We start from the raw sequence: 20076 nt of genomic DNA, 5'->3' as shown, positions 1-20076 counted from the left end.
TCCTTTTGTCGGGAGATTCCTAAATGAAGTGGGTGCGTGTGGGTACCTTGTTTGTCGTCGCGGTATTGTTGAGCGCCTGTGCGACAATGCAACCATCTTGTTTTTCCAGTGATTGCCAGCAACTTGGCGCCAACAATTCCAGCCTTAAAGTTTGGTGGTCGCCGGAATTGCGCAACGATTCATCCGAATACAGCCTGGTACATCTGAATGACTGAAACGATTTTGCGCAGTAATGATCAGCGGGACTTCTTCGTCAGTATCGGCCAGCAGCGGCCGAGTACCTGGCAATGGGCTCCGGGGATCGACTTCGTTCATCGCAAGGATAGCGTGGGCTGGGGGCTGTCGCTGATGATCGAGCGCAGAGCCCAACGGCCGGATCTGTTTTCCGACGCGCTCAAGCGTCGATTCGAGAATATCGAATCTTATGATGGTTACTTTATTTGCCTGGACAGCCAGCAACGGTTTGTCGTGTGGCATGAATTGGATCCTGACTATCGGCGTGAGGACGCCCTTCAGGAATTGGTCGGCGAGTTTCTGATGCTGGCAGGGTTCAACAACTGAATTCGGAATATTTGTTCCAGCCGGAACCGGACGCCATTAATTTTCCACTCACTTGTCGCCGCGGTCTGTTTACCGCAATGACTAACTTGAGGATTATTCAATGGCGAACTCCCAACGCGACATGCAACGTTTTATTGCCCGCCTAAGTGCCACACTCGGTACACCGTTAACCCTGCAGAATGGCGTGTGCGCGCTCTACGACGGTCAGCAGCGTCAGGCGGCCGTTATTGAAGTCGCTGCGCACAGCGACCATGTGGTTATTCATAGCCGGCTTGGCCATTTGCGCAAAAGCCCGGAAAACCTGCAACGCCTCCTTGCCACGAACTTTGACACCGCGAAACTGCGCGGCTGCTGGCTCGCCCTTGATCAGCAGGACGTGCGTCTGTGCACCCAGCGTGAGTTGGCGGGCCTTGACGAGGACACGTTCTGTGATCTGGTAAACGGCTTCATTGCCCAGACCCAGCAGACCCGAACTGCCGTGGTTTCCCTGCTCAATTGACCGAAACGTCGGGAACCGCAGGTGCGCTGCGGGCCACACAGCGATGAGTGTCATGGCGGTCATGCCTGCCAGTGACACCGACGGATCGGCGGAATCGACTGTCGTTTTCCGACACATTCACTGATGGAGCGGGGTAAGCAATGTCTGATTTAACAAGCCTTTCAGGTTCGATGGGCAACCTGTCCAGCCTTCCCGGCGTGGGCGGCACGAGTATGGGCATCGGGGCGTCGCTGGCCGGTGCCGGTCAGGGCGCGCAGGGCGGCCAGTCCGCGCTGCAGGAGCTGGCCGGCATGCTGGCGGAGATGCTGCTGGGTTCCGGTTCCGGTTCAGGCTCGGGTGCAGGCTCGGGTGCAGGCGGTGGACAATCGGCCGGCAAAACCGGTCAGGGCGGACAAAGCGATCTGGACTCGCTGCTGCAGTCGCTCCAGGGCAACGGTCAGGGCGGTGACAAGCAGACCAAGGATTCCGGCGCTGCCGGCGGCGGCGAAAAGGAACTGCTGACTCAGGTCTTGATGGCCCTGTTCGAGAAGATCCTTGGCGGCTCGGATTCATCATCCGGCGCGGGCAACGGCTCTGGCGGTGGTTCGGGCGGCGCCAGTGGCATTGGCGGTGGCGGAACCGGCGCCAGCAAAGATGCCGGTGCTCTCGGTCAAGGGCAGGGACTCGGCGGCACTCAGGGTGCTACGGGCGGATCGAACACTGAGGATCTGGTCAACACGCTGATGCAGAAACTGGGTGGTGGATCGCTGGATAACTCCATTCAGCCGACTGCCGATGGCGGCGGTGAGGTGTCCCAGAACGGCAAGCTCAAAGAGCTGCTGGAAATGATCGCTCAGTTCATGGACAGCCATCCGGAGACTTTCAACCAGCCGTCTGATGCTGCGGGCAAAGGTGGTGGTGGCGGAACACCTTCCTTAGGCGGCGGTGGCGGTGGCGGAGGTGGTGGCGGTACACCTTCCGTAGGTGGTGGCGGAGGCGGTGGCGGAACACCTTCTTTAGGTGGCGGTGGCGGTGGCGGTACTCCTTCCGTAGGTGGCGGTGGTGGCGGAGGCGGTGGCGGTGGCGGAATACCTTCGGTGGGCGGCGGTGGCGGGGGTGGTGGCGGTACACCTTCCATAGGCGGTGGCGGTGGTACGCCTGCACCGACCGGCCCGACGGGAACACCTTCCCCCACCGGTCCGACCGGCACAGGCACCAGCGGCTCGGCCACTCCGGTCTCTTTCCCGACGGCCTCGGGCACGCCGACCGTCGTCAACGAGACCATCAAGGTGGGGCCTGGCGAGACGTTCGACGGCGGCGGCAAGACTTTCACCGCAGGCAAGGCGCTGGGAGATGGCGGACAGGGCGAGGGACAGAAGCCGATGTTCGAACTGGCTGAGGGCGCCACCCTGAAAAACGTGGTGTTGGGTGACAACGCTGCCGACGGTGTGCATGTCCGTGCTGCCAGCGAAAAAGCCGTGAACGTGGATAACGTCCATTGGACCAATGTCGGCGAAGACGCGCTGACCGTGAAGGGTGAGGGCGGTGCCAAGGTCACTAACCTGAACATCACCAACAGCAGTGCCCAAGGCGCCAATGACAAAGTGTTCCAGCTCAACGCCGATGCAAACGTGAACGTGGACAACTTCAAGGTCAAGGATTTCGGCACCTTCATGCGCACCAATGGCGGGCAGCAGGGTGACTGGAACCTGGACCTGAAAAACATCAGCGCTGAAGACGGCAAGTTCTCCTTCGTGAAGAGCGACAGCGAAGGCCTGAACCTGACCACCAGCGGCATTGATCTGAAGAATGTCGAGAACGCCTACAGCAAGCTGCCAGGCTCGACCAACCACAAGGAGGCTTGAGATGACGGTCACGCGACAACCGCAACCGCTGCAAGAGGCGCAGGACACCCCTGAAGAACGCTCCTGGGCAGCGCTGGTGCGTGCCGGGGGCTATCTGTCTCCGGCACAGCGCCAGGCCTTCGAGAAAGCTATCGCGCTGGTTACCGACCGGATGCGCGACACCCTGGAAAAGCCGGCCACTCAGGTGGGCGATCGCTTCAGTCTGGATCATTACGTCGACAGCCTTGAACCGGGCTTCAAGCGTGATGCAGGCCAGGGCGAACTGCAGGGCGATGCGGCGCTGACAGCGTTCTGGATCGTACGCCTGATGGCAGACCGTCTGCTTGAAGCGGCGGGTGGCAAACCGAACGTGCATTGAAGCGCTGATCGTGGAAAACAAAACGGGCTCCTGTGAGCCCGTTTTTTTATGGGTGGGTTTTGTCGAATTGGCTTCTGGCCGGAATCCGCCAGTAGCGCTGTCGCCCAGCGAACGCAGGACGGTGGGAGGCGGCTTGCCGGCGATCTGCCGGGGACCGGCAGCAAAGCCCGCACACGCGGTGTATCGGATGCAACCTGGGGCTGCCGCGCTGCCCATCTCTACCTTGGTGGCCTGCGAGAGCGCCCACGCCCTGCGGGCAGACAGGCGCTGGCGTGCAGTTTCAGAAGATCACGGAGTGTCTGATAAGCGCGGAGAAGTCCGCTCACGAAAACAGAGGGAGAAACGGCTGTCGTCAGACAGCCGTCGGTGCCGGGCGGGAAGTGTCAGTGGGTGGCGGGCTTCATGAAGCGCTCTTTTTCGAACTCCATGTAGATGATCGTTCTGGGGACCGGCGTTGCGTTGACCGCGAAGTGATCCAGCGCGCCGTCGAAGATCGCGCCTGTTCCCGGTTGCTGGTGATAGAACTCGCCTGCCACATTCAGGTACGAGAAGTTCGCTTCGTCCGCAGCACTCAGGGTGATGTGCATCTGCAGCAGGCCTTCGTCGGTCAGTTCCGGGTGGCGATGAATACTCAACAGGGTGTGCGGAGCCAGGCGCGCCAGCGCCAGCACCTTGATGCCCTTGAGCGGTGCGAACAGGGCCAGGGTGCGCGGCAGGGCCGCCTGGGCCGGACCGATAGGCGTGTCCCGGAACAGCAGTGCGTACTGGGTCCAGTCGCTGTTGCCGCCTGCGGCGCCCCAGCCTTTGAGCCAGCCGTAATCACCCCCTTGCCGCAGGTGTTCGCTGATTTCGGTATGAACCTGCTGATGGGACTTGTCGGTACGATCGATGTCGAGCAGCGGCGCGTCCATGGCGGCGACCTCTTGCTGGATCACGGAGCAATTGGCAACCAGATGGGCGAGTGCGGGAAAGTCGTCGAGCGAATAAAAGGCCGTGATCATTTTCGGTATTCCTTGAGAACGCAAAAGAGAGCTCGTGGTGCAGTCAGGACTGCACCACGAGGGTGTTCAACAGACGTTTGACTGACACCCAGGCGCGTCAGGCCCTGAATTCCATCCCGTCCTTTTTCAAGGCCTGCGCCGTGGCGATAACCTCTTTGGTCGGGCGAGACATCTCACCGTCCACGCTGAAGCTGCTCGGCCTGTTCTGATCTTCCCCGTAGTTGAAGTTGATCTTGGCCAGCGTCTTGTTGACGTTGACTGCCGCCGAGCTGCTGGCGCTCAGCAGAGGCGTCGGGGTCGTGAAACCGTCGGACTGACCCGCCAGCTTGAACACCGTGATGGCCTTGATCCGCAGGTTGTCACGGTCATTGAGCATGCCGATGATTTCCTTTTGGGTGATGCTGCCGTCGCGGGTGCCTTGGTCGACTTTCTGCATCATCTCGTCCTTGGGCTCCAGACGAACCCGTGCCATGGTGCCGGGGCTGGCTTTCATCTGGCCGATCAATGACTTCAGGTTGGGCTCCTCGGCAATCAGTTGGGCAATGTTCTCGGCGTTGCTCGGAGAGTGCAGACTGCCCAGCATGCTCATGATTTTCGAGGCGACACTTTGCTCATCCAGACGCGAAAGGTTGGTGTAGTTGCTTTCATGACGGGCGTTATCGAGCACCGAATGTTTATCGATAGCCGAATCGTGTTTGGTCGTTGCACGGCTCAGGGCCAGCAGCGCAGCTTTTTGCGCGCTGTTATTCGAAGGGCGTTCCTTGAAAAGCGTGTTGAGCCCATCCAGGTGTGCCTGGATTTTCTCTTTCGGCGTTTTGTCTGCGTACTCGGGTTGTTTCGCGTCCGCCAGTCGCGTCAGCTCTTTTTGCGTTGGCTTGTCCTTGAACGCGCCGTCCAGCTGTTTGCTCAGCTTCGTCAGTTCCGCAGTGGTCATGGCCACCCCTTCCTTGGTCTGGAACTTGGTGCGTTTGGTGGTTCTGGAATCGATTGAGGCAGTGACCGTCGCGTTGGGGCCGAATGCGGAGGCCTGCGCGCCCGGCTGTGCCACTGCAGCAGGCGTCGGGGCTGCAGCTGAAGGCTGGGTGGTCGTTGCCGGCTGCGCTGCAGCGGTCTGATCGGTGTGGCCAAGGTTGATCTGCGCACGTGCGTAGGCGGTGACACCGGCCGAGTTGGCAAGGCGTACCCGGTTATTGGATTTTTCGTCCAGCAGGCCCTTGTCATTTTCCTGGGTCGCCGAGTATTTGGTAAACGTGGCCAGGTTAAGGTTGATGTTGGCACCGATGCCTGCCCGGGCGCCCGCAGTCCACTCTTTTTCATTGGGATCGCTCAGCCCCAGCTCGACGCGAAGCTCAACACCCACGCCACCGGTTGCATCTGCATTGAAGCGCTTCATCGAGTGCGCTTCGTGAGCCGTGCCGTTCTTGAGTACGTCCAGCGCATTGACCTTGCCGCCAAACAGATCGTCGACAAACTGGTCGATTTTTTCGTCAGGCACGGTGAAGGCTGTGCCGCTGCGCGACATGCCGGTCCCCTGTAACGTGCCGTCGCCGCCAAGGCGAAGGGCCACAAAGCCCCGTTGATCATTGATGTTGTACTCACCGAAGTTGGGCACCAGTCTCTGACCGCCGCCCAGGCCCGCGCTGCCGCTGACACCGCCTTCGTGGAACATGTAGACCGTCACGCCCTTGTCACCGCGCTCGGCATTGAACGCGTAGTTGCGTGCCACGCCGAGCGAAGCGCTGGGCCAGGGGCCTGCACCCATATTGGCCAGGCTGATGAACGGGGTCGTCGCAGTGACGCCATAGCTGCGTGACATGGCAATTTCATCGTCAGGGTGCTCAAGGTGTTTGAGCGCGCTTTTCATTTTGTCGGCCAGATCCGCCTGGCTCGTCGCACCCATCGCCGCGCGCATGTTCACACTGGTGGCGTGAGTCGGGTCCTTGAAGCCGTTGAGAAACGACTTGATGCTGTCGTAGCCGTCTTCCAGCTGCTTGTGCCCGCTGAACCCCATTTCGGTCACGACCTTGACGGGGTTGTCGTTGTACTGCTTGTTGATTGCGTTCAGCTCGGTCTTGAGCGCTTTCAAATGGGTGGCGTTATCCACTTCAGGATTGCGCGTCTCGGCCTTGTCGATCAGCTTGCCTACCTTGTCCAGCGTCACCACATCCAGCGCCAGACGTGCCTTGCTCAAGGCGAGCTTGTCACTCTGACTGCGCCGGTGATCGGGAGACGTATCGCCGTCCAGGTGCTTGAGCTTCATGCCGTTGTCATTGAGGCGTTTGAGCAGGACGCCGGCCGGGTTTTCGGAGGAGGGTGCAACCTTGCTCAATGCGCCCTGTACATCGGCGGCCAGGTCATTCTTGACCGGCTTGGCGTGTGCCGCTTTTGCGATCTGGGCTTCTGTCGGCTTGCGCTCGGGTTTGATGAATTCGCCGTGCAGGTTGAGCACGCCTGTCTTCTGACCCAGTTGCTGGACCACTCCGTGGCTGTGGTTTTCCAGATCATCACGCAGCTTTTCCATATCCTCGACCAGCTGTTTGCCTTCCGGGCCCAGATCCAGGCGGGAGATACGCTCCTTCAAGGTCTGACCAGGCTGAGGCGCGGGGCTCGACGAATTCTTGATCTCGGTCAGTTCCTTGAACACAGGTGCCTCTGCCTGATACACCTCCTGGAGTCCTTCGCGGCCCTTGATCCGATGTTGGATGTGGTAGAAGCCGTTCATGATCGGTCGAGGAATACTCAGGTCGGGCTTCACAATGTGAGCCGGAATGAACTCTCGTACGCTCGACTTGTGACTGAGCGAGGTGTCACTGCGACCCGCCAGGGTGCTGCTGATTTTCAACGTGTTGCCGGTTCCGAAAATCTTGACGTTTTTCGAGCCATCATCCAGTCGCCCGAACAGGTTGTTCAAACCGTTCTCCGGCTCCTTGCGCGGCTCCATCGGCTGGAACTTCTTGTCCTTGAGGGCGAAGGAGCCCTCGTCAGGCGCCCCATCCTTCAGTTTCACACTGACGGTGTTGTTGTCCTCCTTGCGGATACTGTCCACCGGGCGATTGCCGGGCGTATCGATTTTCTGCCATTTGGCGTCAGGCTTGGGGGCCGATTCCGGTGCCTGCCAGTCGTCCTTGGCCATGAAGTACAACTCGCCCGCGGTGGTTGTGGCGTGCAGGTTGTGATTCTCGTCCAGGGTCAGCGAGGCGACTTCGCCGGACAGATCCTTGCGGCTCAGCTCGGTCGGCTCGCCAGTCTTGTGATGGGCCGTCAGGCGGCCTTGATCATCGACGGCGGCAAACTGTTTGTCGTTGAGCATGGCAAAGGCTTTGATGACGCGGTCATCGAGGCCTTCGATGGCATCGCCCATTTCAACCTTGGTCGAGCGGGTCGGCTGGTTGAGGTTGTGAGTGCCGCTCAACGAAGTCTTGGTGTATTCGGGGCTGACCTTGAGTTCGGAGATCTTGCCGTCCTTGAGAACGTAAGCGCTGCTGTTGGCGCCACGCTGCAACTGATCGATGCCCTTGACGCCGGTGTCCTTCCAGCCTTCCGTGGTTGCATCCCATTTCTGCACACGGTTGTCCACCACGCCTACCCGGCCGTTGCGGTCCAGGTCGAAGGTGTTTTCCGGCGTTGGCACCTTGCCTTCGGGCAGGCCGCGCCTGTTCTCGACGACCACCACATCCGTCATGTTCCAGCCGCTGCGCAGGCTGGAATTCGCTTCGTCGAGGGTGTGGCTGTGGGTGTCGCCGATATCGTTCTTGATCAACGCGTGCAACTGACCGTTTTCACCGCTCAAAAAGCCGGTGACCTGCTGGCGCTTGCCCAGTGGCGAGTCTTCAGGCTGATAGTGTTTCTCGGGTTGCAGGTGCAGGATGCCGTCTTCGCTTTTCAGGTCCTTTCGCGCAGCGCTGTAGAGTTGGCCTTCGGCGTCGGCGACGAACAGGCGGTCACGGGTCAGGCCGACATGTTTGGCTTCGGATTTGCCGTCATTGAGTTCGAGCGTCAGGTGCATGTCGGGCACCTTGCCCATTTCGCCCAGCTGCAGGGTCTGGGTGTCCTTGCCCGCGAGCATGGCCACGGTGCCGTCCGGAGAGACCGAGTGTGCCGTCAGCCCTTCAAGCTTCATTTCCGGCTTGTTTTTTTCGGTGCTGGACAGGTTGACCAGCGTATCGCCCGTCCGGCCATAAACCTTGCCATCGCCCTGGGTTGCAAGGTGGCTGAACGTGGTCTCCTTGCTGTCTTCGCTGGGGGACCAGGTCGCGGTTGCCGGGTGCAGTTCGTAGAGCTTCTCGTCCTGCAGCCGCAGATGCTTTCCGCTGCTGTCCAGATGGGCACCGCTCAGATGAGCGATATGGGCCTTGTCCGGCAGTGACTGAACGCCGCTGTCGCGGCCGGCAATGTTTACCGAATGGTCTTCGCGTTGCAGTTCCAGGCTGTTGGGTTTGCTGCCAGGGGGAACACTCAGTGGTTTGCTGCTGCGAAGCAGCGCCAGAGCGGTGTCGGTCTGGGCTATCTGCACGAGATGCCCTTTGGGCTCGAGCAGCACTTGATCACAGTTACTTTCCGAATTCTTGGCCAGATAGCTCCTTCCCGGCTGGGCCAGCCGGTCCTTGAGCAGGTTACCCAGCGCTGAGGGAATGAAATGATCGAAGTCTGGTCGGCCTTTGGCGTCCAGAGATATGAGGTTGACAGCGGGTGTGTTGCGCTCGAGGTTGCCGTTCTCCATCCGGAAGGTCCCGGCGTTGCCGGCGGCACTGCGCGTCAACTGAGGTTGTGGAGACGCGTCTTGCGTGCCAGTCGAAGCACGGCCTTGTATCGGTGCGGGCGTACTGCCGCCCGATCGAGGCGGGCTGGACTGATGGTCGGCCCGCGCTGGCGTATTTTCCTGCCCGGGCAGCCAGTCCTTGAACGACAGTTCCCGTTGCAGCGCCGTTGTCGGACGCTCGCTGGCCGTGGAGGACGAACGGGTACCGGGCTGGCGTCGAGCCGAGCTGACATGAGCGATATCGTCGGCATCCAGTGTCGGTGCGACCTGCTCCGGCGCAGTAGCCGACGTCGAAGCGCCGGGTGTCGAGCCTAAGGTGCGCGGGGGGGTATCGAGGTGCTGCGTCACCGGGACTTGTACCGGTTGCTTGCCCAACTGAACGACAGACACCGAGGCGCGCTGGGTCGGCGGCTCGGGGCGCTGCTCCAGCCCGTGTGGATTGTGACCCTGGGAGGTTGCGCCATGAACCTGTCCGGTCACGGGCGCGTTGTTGATTGGAAGCATTGAGGTTCTCCAATGTCATGGCTGGCCAGGACAACCTCGCGATGGATGTCCGGGCTGTAAAAGGAAGGATTCCTTTGCCCTGAGTGGAGTGCGCGCCGAACTGGTTCCGCGCCCTCAGTAATGCGGCATTTCTATCACATCGCCCTTGAGTTGCTCGTCCATTTCCCGCAGCAGGCGATACACCTGGGCCACTGCCTGCAGGGTGGCGCGCGGGATGAACTGGCCGACGTTCTCGCGGTACAGCGTTCGCGCCAGCCAGACAAAACGCACCACCGGCACACCTGCCTCGCGGGCGCGCTCGATCAGTTCCCGGGCTTCGGCATCACGGCCTTTGCAGATGATGCGCGGCAGTGGCGTCTGATCCGGACGATAGAACAGGGCCACGGCAAAATGCGTCGGGTTGACCAGCAACATGTCGGCGTCCTCCACCGGTGCCCTGGCCGGTGCCGCACTGCCGGGCTGATCGGTGATTTCCCGGGCCAGCGCCTTGCGATGGGACTTCATGTGCGGGTCGCCTTCGGACTCTTTGTATTCCTTGCGGATGTCCTCGTGGCTCATTCGCTGGCCTTTGACGAAGAAGTATTTCTGCAGCGCAAAGTCCAGCGCTGCCAGCACCAGCAGCAACCCCAGGCAGGTTCGTGACAGGTGAGTGAACAGCTCGACCAGCGCCATCCAGTAACTGTCCAGATCGGTGCGCGCCAGACCGATCAGGTCACCCAGCGCCGGAGGCAGCAGCACGTAGAGCACGCAGGTGATCATGACCGCCTTGCACAGGCTGTTGAACAGGTTGAACAACTGCCGTGAAGAAAACATCTGCTTGAACTGGTTGATCGGGTTCAGGCGCTCGAAATCCAGCTTCAGGGAGTCGGTCGCGAACAGCGGACCGAACTGCACCCAGCCACCCGCCAGCCGCATGGCGGCGGCAATCCCCAGCACGGGCAACATGAACAGCAACAGCTCCCAGCCCGCCTTGGTCAGCACTTCGCCAAGCGCCGCGTTGAACGGCCGGTCCAGTTCGGTCAAGGGCAGTGCGATCAAGGCCTTGAGGCGCGACATGCCGCCGTCCACCAGACCCAGAATCATCTCAATCAGCGCGGCAAAAATGAACAGCTTGGGTACATCCTGACTTTGCCCGACCTGACCCTTCTTGCGCGCGTCGTCGAGCTTTTTCTGGGTGGGTTCTTCGGTTTTTTCGCTCATGGCTCAAGGTCCGGCAGGCAGGCTTCAGGGGGTGTGCAGCATCAGCGGCAGCAGGTGCCGCAGGTCGCTCAGATCGGCGAGGCGACCTTCGCCGAGCAGCGTCAGCATGGGCATGTACAGCACCAGAAAAAACAGACCGGCCAGGCTCTTGGCAGGCATTGCCAGGGTCGACACCTGAAGCTGCGGGCTGTACAGGCTCAGAATCGCCATGCCGAATTCGATCATCAGCAGCAGACCCACCAGCGGCGCGGCGTAGAGCACCATGAAGCGGAAAGTACTGGCCACCAGCTTGAGGTACACCTCGAAACCGGCTGCTCCGGTCACTGGCACCCATTGGGTTGCGGGCCACACCAGGTAGCTGTCCCACATGATCTGCGTCAGGCTGGCATAGCCGCCGCCGAGGATCATCAACAGAATCAGTACCTGCTTGAGCATGTGGCCCAGCTCCGACGTGTTGTCGCCCAGCGCCGGGTTGATCTGCCCGCCGACCAGCGCGCCGCGCTGGTTGTCGAACAGGCAGCCGATCGATTCGAACAGCCAGAACGGCATGGCCAGCAACAGGCCGAGCAACAGGCCGATCACGCTTTCCTTGAGCAGCAGGGCGCAGAGGTCCAGCCAATCAAGTTCATGCCCGGCAAGCCCGATGCGGATTGCCGGCATCGGAATCAGCGCCAGCGCCAGCACGATGGCGTGGCGCAACATGCCTTTGAGTTCGGTGAACGCAAACGCCGGAATCAGAAACAGGCAGGGGTAGAGGCGCGCCATGCCGATGGTCAGTGCAATGATCGTTTCACTGAGCTCTTTGAACGCGGGCTCGAACATCTCAGGCCCTCGTCTGGCTGATCATGCTGAAGGACAGGTAGGCCAACTGCATCAACTCGATGCCGATCCAGCGCCCGGTCAGCGCCAGCGCCAGTCCGACGGCGACGAGTTTGATGGCGAACGGCAGGGTCTGATCCTGCAACTGCATCACCGCCTGAAGCAGCGAGGTGATGACGCCGACGACCACGGCCACGATCAGGGGCGGCGCAGACAGCACCACGACCAGCATCATCGCCTGCTTGAACAGCGTCAGGGTTTCCATAGTGCCTCGCACGATCACATGTAGCTGTAGAAGAGTCCGTCGAGCAGGCGCGTCCAGCCATCCACCAGCACGAACAGCAGGATTTTCAGCGGCAGCGAAATGGTCATCGGGGCAACCATCTGCATGCCCAGCGCCAGCAGAATGTTCGAGACAATCAGGTCGATGACGATGAACGGGATGTAGATCAGAAAGCCGATCTGGAAACCGGCCTGCAACTCGGACAGCACAAAGGCGGGTACCACCAGCAACAGGTCGTCGCGGCTGGCCTTGTCGGCCATTTCCTTCGGCCACATGCGCTGGGTGTTTTCCAGCAGGTGGGTCTGGATGTCGGGGTCCAGGTTACGCGTCATGAAGGTGCGCAACGGCTCCACCACATGCTTGCCGGCGCTTTCCATGGCCGCGAACGTGTCCAGGTGCTCGGGCAGCTTTTTGACCCGGTCACCCATTTCGCTGAACACCGGCGCCATGATGAACAGCGTGGCCGCCAGGGCGATGCCGTACAGGGCCATGTTGGGCGGCGCCTGCTGGACGCCAATGGCGTTGCGCGTGATCAGCAGCACCATGGCGATCTTCAGGAACGCGGTGCAGATGATCATCAGCAGGGGCGCCAGTGACAGCGCGCCGAGAAACAGGGCCAGCGTCAGTGGATTGGCATCCTGCAGGTTCACCGCAGCGCTTCCATGCGCGTGATCTGCAGACCCAGGCGACCTTCGACGTCGACCAGTTCGCCGTGTGCCAGCACCCGCTCGCCATGGTGCAGCATGGCGTGGCCGGGCGTGCAGCCGTTGAAGGTCAGCACCGAACCCACAGCCAGCGAGCGCAATTGCCCCAGGCTCAGCGAGAGGTTGCCGGCACGTACCGTCAGCGCCATGCTCAGATCGTTGAAGCGCTGCAGATCGTTGTCGTTAGCCTCAGCGCTGTCTGCTTCGTGGGCGCTGTCGTGCTCGTCGATATCGTCCAGATGCAGAGGATGATTGTCGGAGGCAGAGAAATGGTCGATCGTGGCGTTCATGGGGATTTGCTCCAGTTCGGTTAGGGTGAAGCACAGGGCATCGGCGTTTGTCTGGGCCAGACTCAGGCGGCACGCGCCCAGTTGCAGCGTGCCCTGGCCGTCCGGTGTAAACAGCGAGTGATCAGGCAACAGCACATCGCCCGGTCGTAGGCTGGCCAGTTGCGACGGGCTCAGGTGCAGATGACTGAGCAGCAGCGGCACGCTGATCGGCCATTGCCACGGCATGGACAAGGATTCGGCCTGCCACTGGCCCCGGTCGAGCAGGTCGAGCAGCGTCTCAGGGGCCGCTGACAGGCGTGCGCTGACCCGCAGGCCATTGATCCGTGCCTGCAGCAGGCAGTCCAGCCCCGGCGTCGGCGGTGTGTCCAGAGGTTGCAGGTCGCCGAACAAGTCTTGCAGCTCCGGGCTGAGGTAGTGGTTGTACAGCTGCCAGTACCAGTGATGTTCATCGTTGGCCGGGTCGGCTTGCGGCATCAGGGCCGGGCAACTGGACAGCAGGCCGAGCAGGGCTTCAGCTTCGGTCAGTCGCAAGGCACCGGCTGCGCTGTCCAGCTGGCTTTCATGGCGTGCCTTGTTCGGTGACGCGCTCAAGCGCAGGTCCAGCCAGCCTTGCTGCTGATCCAGTTCGAACGGCAGACTCAGGCCGCTGCCGATCCTTTGCCGGGCGCAGGCCTCGGCGTTGCTGACGGCACGTAGATCAAGTGCGTGTGCGTTCATGTCACTGGTCTGCCTGTCCGAGAGTGAGGCGGATGCGGCGGCCGAGTCGCTGGCTGAGCCATTCCCGACTGGCCTCGCGATATTCCTGGCAGCGCTGCAGGGCAATGTCCTTGGCAAAACGCAATGCGATGTCCAGCCCGTCGGCGCGCGGTACCACTTGCACGACCACCTTGCCCAGCTCGGGCAGTTCGAAGGTCGCCTCCATCGGCATCTGGTCGTCGGCGTTGAGGTGTTCTTCGATAGGTTCGATCAGCGGGTCCCACAAGGGCGTCACGGGCGAGGGCGGCGTACCGGCATGTCCGCCTTGTCGCTCACCGTCGCGCCACGGATCGGGCAGTGTCTGTTGCAGGTCGCCACCGCCCCAGAAGCCGATGTCGCTCGACGAACTCATCATGGCTTCGAACAGTTCACCTTCGTGACGGGTTTCGCTGGGCTCATGCTCGCGACGCTCGAACCGGGTCGTTGGTTGGGGGCTTTCACTGCCGGTATTGCCGGCCGAACGAGGCTTGGGTTCCGGCGGGCGCGGCGGTATCGGTTTGTGCAGGGCAGGCTTTGCGGTCATGAGGCCTCCCGCGCCAGATCGACGAGGAAGTCCAGCTTCTCCACATCGCGCTGACGTTTTCGCAGTTCGCGCTGGCTGTCTTCGGCCCAGAGCTTTTGCTGTTGGTGTTCATGCCGCAGGTCACTGAGCTGTTTTTCACTGCGTTCGATCTGCCGGATCGCCTGGCGCTCGGCGGCCAGCCAGTCGTTCATCTCACTGAGCGGCAGTGCGCGGTGGGCATGCCGTTCGCGCTGTTCGATGCGAGAGTTGCGGTGACTCTCACGCAGCGCCTCAAGCTCGGCGGTCATGCTCACCAGACGGGCGTGCAGGGCGTCGAGCACCTGACTCTGGCGTCGCCACGCCTGTTCGGCCAGGGTCAGCCTGTGGCGGCGAATGGGCGCCAGAACGTCCAGCGTTTCGCCAAGGCCATTGAGTTGCGCGTCGTTGGCTGAATCCTGCGAATCATGTTCATCGTGGGACATCGGCAGTTACCTGTATGAGGTGGTCCAGGGTTTCATCGAGCGACACCGGGTCACGCAGCGACTGCTGAAGAAAGCCCATGATCTGGTCACGGGACTGCACGGCAAAATCGGTCAGCGGATCGTTACCCGGCTGGTACTCGCCCAGCTTGATCAGCATTTCTACCTGCTGATAAGCCGCCATCAGTCTGCGTACCTGTGTGGCACCGTGGACCTGTTCGGTTCCCACCACATTGCTCATGGTCCGGCTGAGACTGGTGAGAATGTCCACGGCCGGGTAATGGCCGCGCTCGGCCAGCTTTCGCGAAAGCACGATGTGGCCGTCGAGCAACGAGCGCACCTCGTCGGCGATGGGATCGTTCATCGAGTCCTGCTCGATCAGGACCGAATACAGCGCCGTGATCGCCGCATCGTGGGTGCGGCCGGCGCGTTCCACGAGGCGTGGCAGCAGGCTGTAGACCGAGGGTGGCAGGCCGCCGCGTCCGGCCGGTTCGCCGCTGGCCAGACCGATCTCCCGTTGCGCCCGGGCGAAACGGGTCAGGGAGTCGATGATCAGCAGGGTCGATTTGCCCTGCTGGCGAAAGCCTTCGGCAATCGCTGTGGCGGTGAACGCCGCCCGGGCGCGCTCCATGCTGCTACGGTCCGAGGTGGAGCACACCAGCACGGTGCGCTGGCGCAGTTCTTCGTCCAGTTCATGGTCGAGGAATTCGCGCAGTTCACGACCGCGCTCGCCGATCAGGCCGAATACGATGGCCTCGCACGGCGTGTTACGCGCCATTTCCGCCAGCAGGGTGGTCTTGCCGCACCCGGCACCGGCGAAGATACCGACGCGCTGTCCTTCACCCAGCGTCAGCAGGCCGTCAATGGAGCGCAGCCCGGTGGACAGCGGTGCATCGATTCTGGGACGCTCGGTGGCGGGCGGGGCATCGCGGATCACCGGTTGCGCACCCACGGCGCCGGACAGGGCAAAGGCTGAGGGGCCGTCGCCACTGAGCGAGCGGCCGAAGCCATCGAGTACCGCGCCCAGAAGAAACTCGCCCACCACCAGACTGTGCGGTTGAAACAGCGGTCTGACCGATGCGCCTATCGCGATGCCGTCCAGCGGTCCCAGCGCAGCCAGTAACGTGTGTTGCCGGTCGAAGCCGACGATTTCCGCCATCACCTCGCTGCCATCGGCACGGCTGATTTCACACAGATCGCCGATTCTCGCCCGGGGCATGTAGCTGTTGAGCAGAATGCCGTTGACGCCAGCGATCCGGCCGCGGATCTGCACCGGGGCGCAGTGCGACAAACGCTCGCTCTGGGCCTGACGCCAGGACTCGAGACGTGCCAGCGCGGCGTCCATCACCAGCTCACCTCGACACGACGTTCGCCTTCGAACACCAGCTTGTGCTCGTTGATGTCCACAAAGCGCATACCATCGACTTCGTCGCCCAGAAACAGCCGCCGGCCATCACTGGTCAGGATGCTTGCCAAGCGGGTATTGCTGATCTGGATGATGGTGAACGGCAGCTCTGCGGTTGCGGTGGGCAGGGCGTTCAGGACCTGGATCGGGCTGTTGTACTGACGTTCGAAGCGTAACAGCATGCGCGAGGTGGACTGCAGCAGATCGTCCTTGTCAAAGTCGCCGTGCAGAAAGAGCTTGCCCTGTTCTTCCGCAATCGTGACCCGCTTCTGCAGTTCGCGCTCGGTGAGCATCTTGAGCAGTACGTTCTTGACCTCGGTGGTGTCCTTGAGTACGACCCGGGATGGTTTCTGCGGCGCGGGCGGCGCAGGCTCTTCGCGTTTGAGCAGCCACATCAACGCGCCCACGAATACCAGCAACGAGGCGATCAGCAGCATTGGCCCCAGCAGTGAGCGGGGGGGCTTGACCGGTTGTGCGTCGCGCTCGGCGCTGAGCATTGAGGACTGCGGCTCGGATTCTTCTGCCGCCTGAGGGGGTTCTTCTTCATCCTCGGCAGGCCATTCGGTGTTGGCGCTGATTACCGACAGCCACACGCCGTTGACGGCGAACGGCGTGCCGGGCTCCAGTTGGCTGATCGCTTCGACCTTGTGGCCTTCGCTGTCGGTCACCGGCCCCTCGCTACTGGCCAGCGACCAGGTCTCGTCGACCAGTCGCAGCATGCAGTGCCGGTCCTTGATGCCCGGATCATAGAGCGCAAGGTCTGCACCACTGGACGAGCCGATGCTCCACTGCTCGCCGTTGAGGGGCAATGCTGCGCCGCGATGCAGCCCGGTCAGGACCCGCAATTCGTAAAGTTTGTCGGTTTCCATGGGTGCTCCGTCAGGCCATCAGGTCGTAGGTTTCTTGCAGGTCAATCCGCCCCAGCACCTGGACCTGAACCGTGGGGATCAGCTCGGCGAAGGACAGCACGGGAACGTGGTGGAACTGGTCGGTCAGCAGGCTGCGCAAAGGGCTGCGCAGGTCTTGAGCCACCAGCAGCACGGGCCGGGGGCTGGCTTGCAGCGGGAAGGCTTCGCGCAGTTGCTCGACCAGCGCGTTGCCCAGTTCCGGCTCCAGAGCAAAGTAGGATTCGTTCTGGGTCTGGCGCAGCGAGTCACGCAGCAGCACTTCGGTTTCCGGCGTCACCAGCCAGGTATGCAGCGTGTTTTCTTCACAATGCTGGTGGCAGATCTGGGCCTTGAGGGCGATGCGCACGTGATCGGTCAGGGCATTGAGGTCGCGCTCGTGCTGGCCTTGCTCGATCAGGGTCTCGGCAATCGGCCTGACCGAGCGCAAGGACACCAGTTCGGCAGACAGACGTTGCAGAACGGCGGCGAAACGCGCCAGCGGCAGGGTGCGCTGCAGCTCCTGCGCCAGTTCAGGCTGCTCGCTTTCCAGCCAGCTGAGGATGGCCTTGCTCTCCTGAAGACCGATGAATTGCGGTCCGGTGGCCTGGAAGGCGCGGCTCATGCGTTCCAGGATCAGCTCCAGCGAAGACACCCCGGCGTGCTCTTCCTCCTTGAGCAGCGGATCATCGATGTCCACCCAGACCCAGCGTGTCTCATCACGTTCGACACGGCCCGGCTCACCGGCGTCTTCATCGATTTCCCGATGATCGACAGCCACGCGCGCGTTGGTGAAGGTGGCGCGAATGAATGGCACTTCGTAGACGCAGAAGCGGAATTCGTCGGGCTCGAAATGATCGGCGAACTCCATGTCGAACGAGGGCAGCGTCAGGCCAAAGTTGTGCACCAGCGTGTTGCGACGCTGACGAATGCCATGTATCAGCCTGTCGAGCTCTACCGTGCCCTGATGGCTGGAATGGCATTGCAGCAGGTAGGCCCGTGACGGATTGAAACGCCGGATGTCTTCACGTCCGTTCAGCTCCGGCGCGCCTTTGCTGGCTGCACCGATGCTGTCCTGATGCAGCTCTTTCTGGCGTATGCGCCAGAGCTGAATCAGGCCGCTGAACAGACACAGCAGAGCGATGCAGGCGAAAACCACGGTCGGCATGCCCGGAATCAGCCCGAAACCCATCATGCCGATGGACGAAAAGACCCATGCCTTGGGCTGGCTGGTGAGCTGCTCGGCAATTTCATGACCGATGTTGGCGTCGGCCGTCTGACTGTCGGGTGCGACGCGGGTAATGATCATGCCCGCTGTGAGCGAGATCAGCAGGGCCGGGATCTGTGCAATCAGACCGTCGCCGATGGTCAGTACCGAATACAGGTGCATGGCATCGCCGGCTTCCATGCCGTTCTGCAGCACGCCGATGGAGAAACCGCCGATCAGGTTGATGAACACGATGACCAGACCGGCAATGGCGTCGCCCTTGACGAACTTCATCGCGCCGTCCATGGCGCCGAACAGCTGGCTTTCCTTGGACAACTGTTCACGGCGGTGCCGGGCCTCGCGCACGTTGATCAGGTTGGCCCGCAGGTCGCTGTCGATGGACATCTGTTTGCCAGGCATCGCGTCCAGCGTGAAGCGCGCAGCCACTTCCGCAACCCGTTCCGAGCCTTTGGTGATGACCAGAAAGTTGACGATGGTCAGAATCAGGAAGATCACCAGACCGACCGCCAGGTTGCCGCCCACCACGAAGCTGCCGAAGGCTTCGACGATGTGCCCGGCGTCCTGTTGCAGCAGAATCAGACGGGTCGTTGCAATCGATAGCGAAAGGCGAAACATGGTGGTCAGCAGCAGCACTGCCGGAAAGGTCGAGAAGGCCAGCGGACGTGGCAGGTACATCGCCAGCACGATCAGCAGCGATGAGATACAGATGTTCAGTGCGATCAGCACGTCCACCAGCCAGGTCGGCAAGGGCAGAATCATCATGAAGACGATGGCCATGACCATGACTGCGCCGACGATTTCGGTGCGGCCCATGACCGCCAGTGCCAGGCGGTTGAGCAGGTGAATAATGCCGGTCATCCCGAGATTCTCCCGACATCGTCCATGCCCAGCGCCTTGCGCTCGTGACGCGCCATCTCATCCATCAGGCCCTGCAGCAGACGCAGACCGTTCTGTCGGGTCTTGAGGTCTTTCCAGAGTGTCAGCGGCAAGTTCTGCAGCAGCGGGTACAAGCCGTTGAAGAACAGCGGTTGCAGCGTGGGCGTGCGGCCGATGGTTTCCTCGGCCAGCAGCGTCAGGTCGCGGGCGAAGAAGCCGTTGCCGCAGAAGCGCAATACCCGCTTGCTCATGGCCAGCGGGGTCATGTTGCTGTCGGGCGCCTTGTGTGCCAGGCGTTGCAACAGCGCCAGACACGTCTTGATCAGGTTGTTCAGCTGTCCGCTGGCACCCAGGCCGCGCAGCATCGCTCGCAGGGCAGCGCCGGGTATCGACGGGGCGAGGGCGGCGATGTCATCGGCCAGTGCCCGTTGCAGGGTGCGCAGGCCGCGTGCGAACTGATCCTCGTTGAAGCGCTCCAGCAATGACTCCAGCAAACTGGCCAGCGGTTGCTGGCCGACGATGGCCTTGTAATACAGCAGGCGCATGGCGCTGCGTTCCTGAGGATCGCTGCTGAACAGGGCGATGGCGCTGGCGGTGTTGAGGCCCGCACGGATCTTGTCGCCGTGGCTCAGGCGCAATTCATCGATCAGCGCCATGGCCTGATCGTGAGTGTCCTCCTTGCCTTCGGTGGCGGACATGCGCGCCACCTGTTGCAACAGCAGGTCGGCCCTTGCCGGGTCGCCGCCGGCCTGGGCAAGCACATCCTTGAGCGAACCCTGCTGCTGCAACTGACTCTGCAGACGCCTGGCCTGTTGTTCCAGGCTGGGTTGGTCGGTGTTGTCCAGCAGGCGATAGAGCTCGGCGAGTTTTTCGACCCGCTCGACCCGTTGCGAACTCGTGCTTTCACGCACATGTCGCTCATCGAGCCCCTTGCTGTGGCGCTCCACACTTTCGCTGAATTTCATCGCCACTTCTTCCATCGAGTCCTGCAATGGATTTTTCGGAACCAGCGATTTGGTTTCAGGCACCGGCGGGCGCGGGATCAGGTCCGGCTCTGGACGGATGTCGATATAGGAATTGATCTTCATGGGGCTGCGCTATCGCCTCGGAACAGGTGTGTCCTG

General features: G+C 61.6%; 18 protein-coding genes. 5 read left to right on the top strand and 13 right to left on the bottom strand.

From position 1 onward, the window contains the following. The first annotated feature begins 23 nt into the window (after positions 1–23). The 5 genes from JTJ32_RS08725 to JTJ32_RS08705 all read left to right on the top strand — a co-directional run bounded on the left by JTJ32_RS08725 (position 24) and on the right by JTJ32_RS08705 (position 3262). Positions 24–215, top strand: coding sequence for a hypothetical protein (locus tag JTJ32_RS08725; RefSeq protein WP_143518954.1), 192 nt, complete (start codon positions 24–26; stop codon positions 213–215). Beyond that, positions 208–561: a negative regulator of hrp expression HrpV gene (locus JTJ32_RS08720; protein WP_099227968.1), complete on the top strand. Its 354-nt coding sequence runs from the start codon at positions 208–210 to the stop codon at positions 559–561. The genes JTJ32_RS08725 and JTJ32_RS08720 overlap by 8 nt, the downstream gene beginning before the upstream one ends. A gap of 100 nt (positions 562–661) precedes the next feature. Beyond that, a complete protein-coding gene (locus tag JTJ32_RS08715; RefSeq protein ID WP_099227967.1) occupies positions 662–1060 on the top strand; it encodes a type III secretion system chaperone in 399 nt (132 codons plus the stop codon). A 140-nt stretch (positions 1061–1200) separates the two neighbouring features. Beyond that, positions 1201–2904, top strand: coding sequence for a pectate lyase (locus tag JTJ32_RS26580; protein WP_210041790.1), 1704 nt, complete (start codon positions 1201–1203; stop codon positions 2902–2904). A gap of 1 nt (position 2905) precedes the next feature. Continuing rightward, entirely contained in the window at positions 2906–3262 is a 357-nt protein-coding gene (locus tag JTJ32_RS08705; RefSeq protein WP_099227965.1) for an HrpW-specific chaperone, read from the top strand. Between the two features lie 383 nt (positions 3263–3645). Here the strand turns inward: JTJ32_RS08705 and JTJ32_RS08700 are convergent, their stop codons facing one another. From JTJ32_RS08700 to sctW, 13 genes are all read right to left on the bottom strand, one after another. Beyond that, entirely contained in the window at positions 3646–4263 is a 618-nt protein-coding gene (locus tag JTJ32_RS08700) for an aspartyl/asparaginyl beta-hydroxylase domain-containing protein (protein WP_210041789.1), read from the bottom strand. A gap of 97 nt (positions 4264–4360) precedes the next feature. Next, positions 4361–9526: an AvrE-family type 3 secretion system effector gene (locus JTJ32_RS08695; protein ID WP_210041788.1), complete on the bottom strand. Its 5166-nt coding sequence runs from the start codon at positions 9524–9526 to the stop codon at positions 4361–4363. 114 nt (positions 9527–9640) lie between these two features. Beyond that, complete coding sequence (sctU, locus tag JTJ32_RS08690; protein WP_210041787.1) at positions 9641–10726, bottom strand: type III secretion system export apparatus subunit SctU; 1086 nt, start codon at positions 10724–10726, stop codon at positions 9641–9643. A gap of 24 nt (positions 10727–10750) precedes the next feature. Beyond that, on the bottom strand, positions 10751–11548 hold the full coding sequence (gene sctT, locus JTJ32_RS08685; protein WP_210041786.1) for a type III secretion system export apparatus subunit SctT: 798 nt from the start codon (positions 11546–11548) through the stop codon (positions 10751–10753). Position 11549: 1 nt separating this feature from the next. Further along, positions 11550–11810: a type III secretion system export apparatus subunit SctS gene (gene sctS / locus JTJ32_RS08680; protein ID WP_004885167.1), complete on the bottom strand. Its 261-nt coding sequence runs from the start codon at positions 11808–11810 to the stop codon at positions 11550–11552. Positions 11811–11824: 14 nt separating this feature from the next. Further along, a complete protein-coding gene (sctR, locus tag JTJ32_RS08675) occupies positions 11825–12478 on the bottom strand; it encodes a type III secretion system export apparatus subunit SctR (protein WP_004885168.1) in 654 nt (217 codons plus the stop codon). After that, positions 12475–13539, bottom strand: coding sequence for a FliM/FliN family flagellar motor switch protein (locus JTJ32_RS08670; protein ID WP_210041785.1), 1065 nt, complete (start codon positions 13537–13539; stop codon positions 12475–12477). The genes sctR and JTJ32_RS08670 overlap by 4 nt, the downstream gene beginning before the upstream one ends. Position 13540: 1 nt before the next feature. Beyond that, the gene (locus JTJ32_RS08665; RefSeq protein WP_099227959.1) at positions 13541–14101 is read right to left on the bottom strand and encodes a type III secretion system HrpP C-terminal domain-containing protein; all 561 of its coding nucleotides are present in this window, start codon (positions 14099–14101) and stop codon (positions 13541–13543) included. Beyond that, complete coding sequence (locus JTJ32_RS08660; protein ID WP_210041783.1) at positions 14098–14562, bottom strand: type III secretion protein; 465 nt, start codon at positions 14560–14562, stop codon at positions 14098–14100. The genes JTJ32_RS08665 and JTJ32_RS08660 overlap by 4 nt, the downstream gene beginning before the upstream one ends. Further along, positions 14549–15904, bottom strand: a complete 1356-nt coding sequence (locus JTJ32_RS08655; protein WP_184323355.1) for a FliI/YscN family ATPase — start codon at positions 15902–15904, stop codon at positions 14549–14551. Before JTJ32_RS08655 ends, JTJ32_RS08660 begins: the two co-directional genes overlap by 14 nt. Further along, positions 15904–16833 carry an FHA domain-containing protein gene (locus JTJ32_RS08650; protein ID WP_210041781.1) on the bottom strand — a complete coding sequence of 310 codons (930 nt, stop codon included), beginning with the start codon at positions 16831–16833 and terminating at the stop codon, positions 15904–15906. The genes JTJ32_RS08655 and JTJ32_RS08650 overlap by 1 nt, the downstream gene beginning before the upstream one ends. A gap of 10 nt (positions 16834–16843) precedes the next feature. Next, the gene (gene sctV / locus JTJ32_RS08645; protein ID WP_099227955.1) at positions 16844–18934 is read right to left on the bottom strand and encodes a type III secretion system export apparatus subunit SctV; all 2091 of its coding nucleotides are present in this window, start codon (positions 18932–18934) and stop codon (positions 16844–16846) included. After that, on the bottom strand, positions 18931–20040 hold the full coding sequence (gene sctW / locus JTJ32_RS08640) for a type III secretion system gatekeeper subunit SctW (protein ID WP_210041780.1): 1110 nt from the start codon (positions 20038–20040) through the stop codon (positions 18931–18933). The genes sctV and sctW overlap by 4 nt, the downstream gene beginning before the upstream one ends. Positions 20041–20076: the final 36 nt, after the last annotated feature.

The organism is Pseudomonas alliivorans, from assembly GCF_017826695.1.
Classification (GTDB): Bacteria; Pseudomonadota; Gammaproteobacteria; order Pseudomonadales; family Pseudomonadaceae; genus Aquipseudomonas; species Aquipseudomonas alliivorans.
This window is presented reverse-complemented; position numbering and strand designations above follow the sequence as displayed.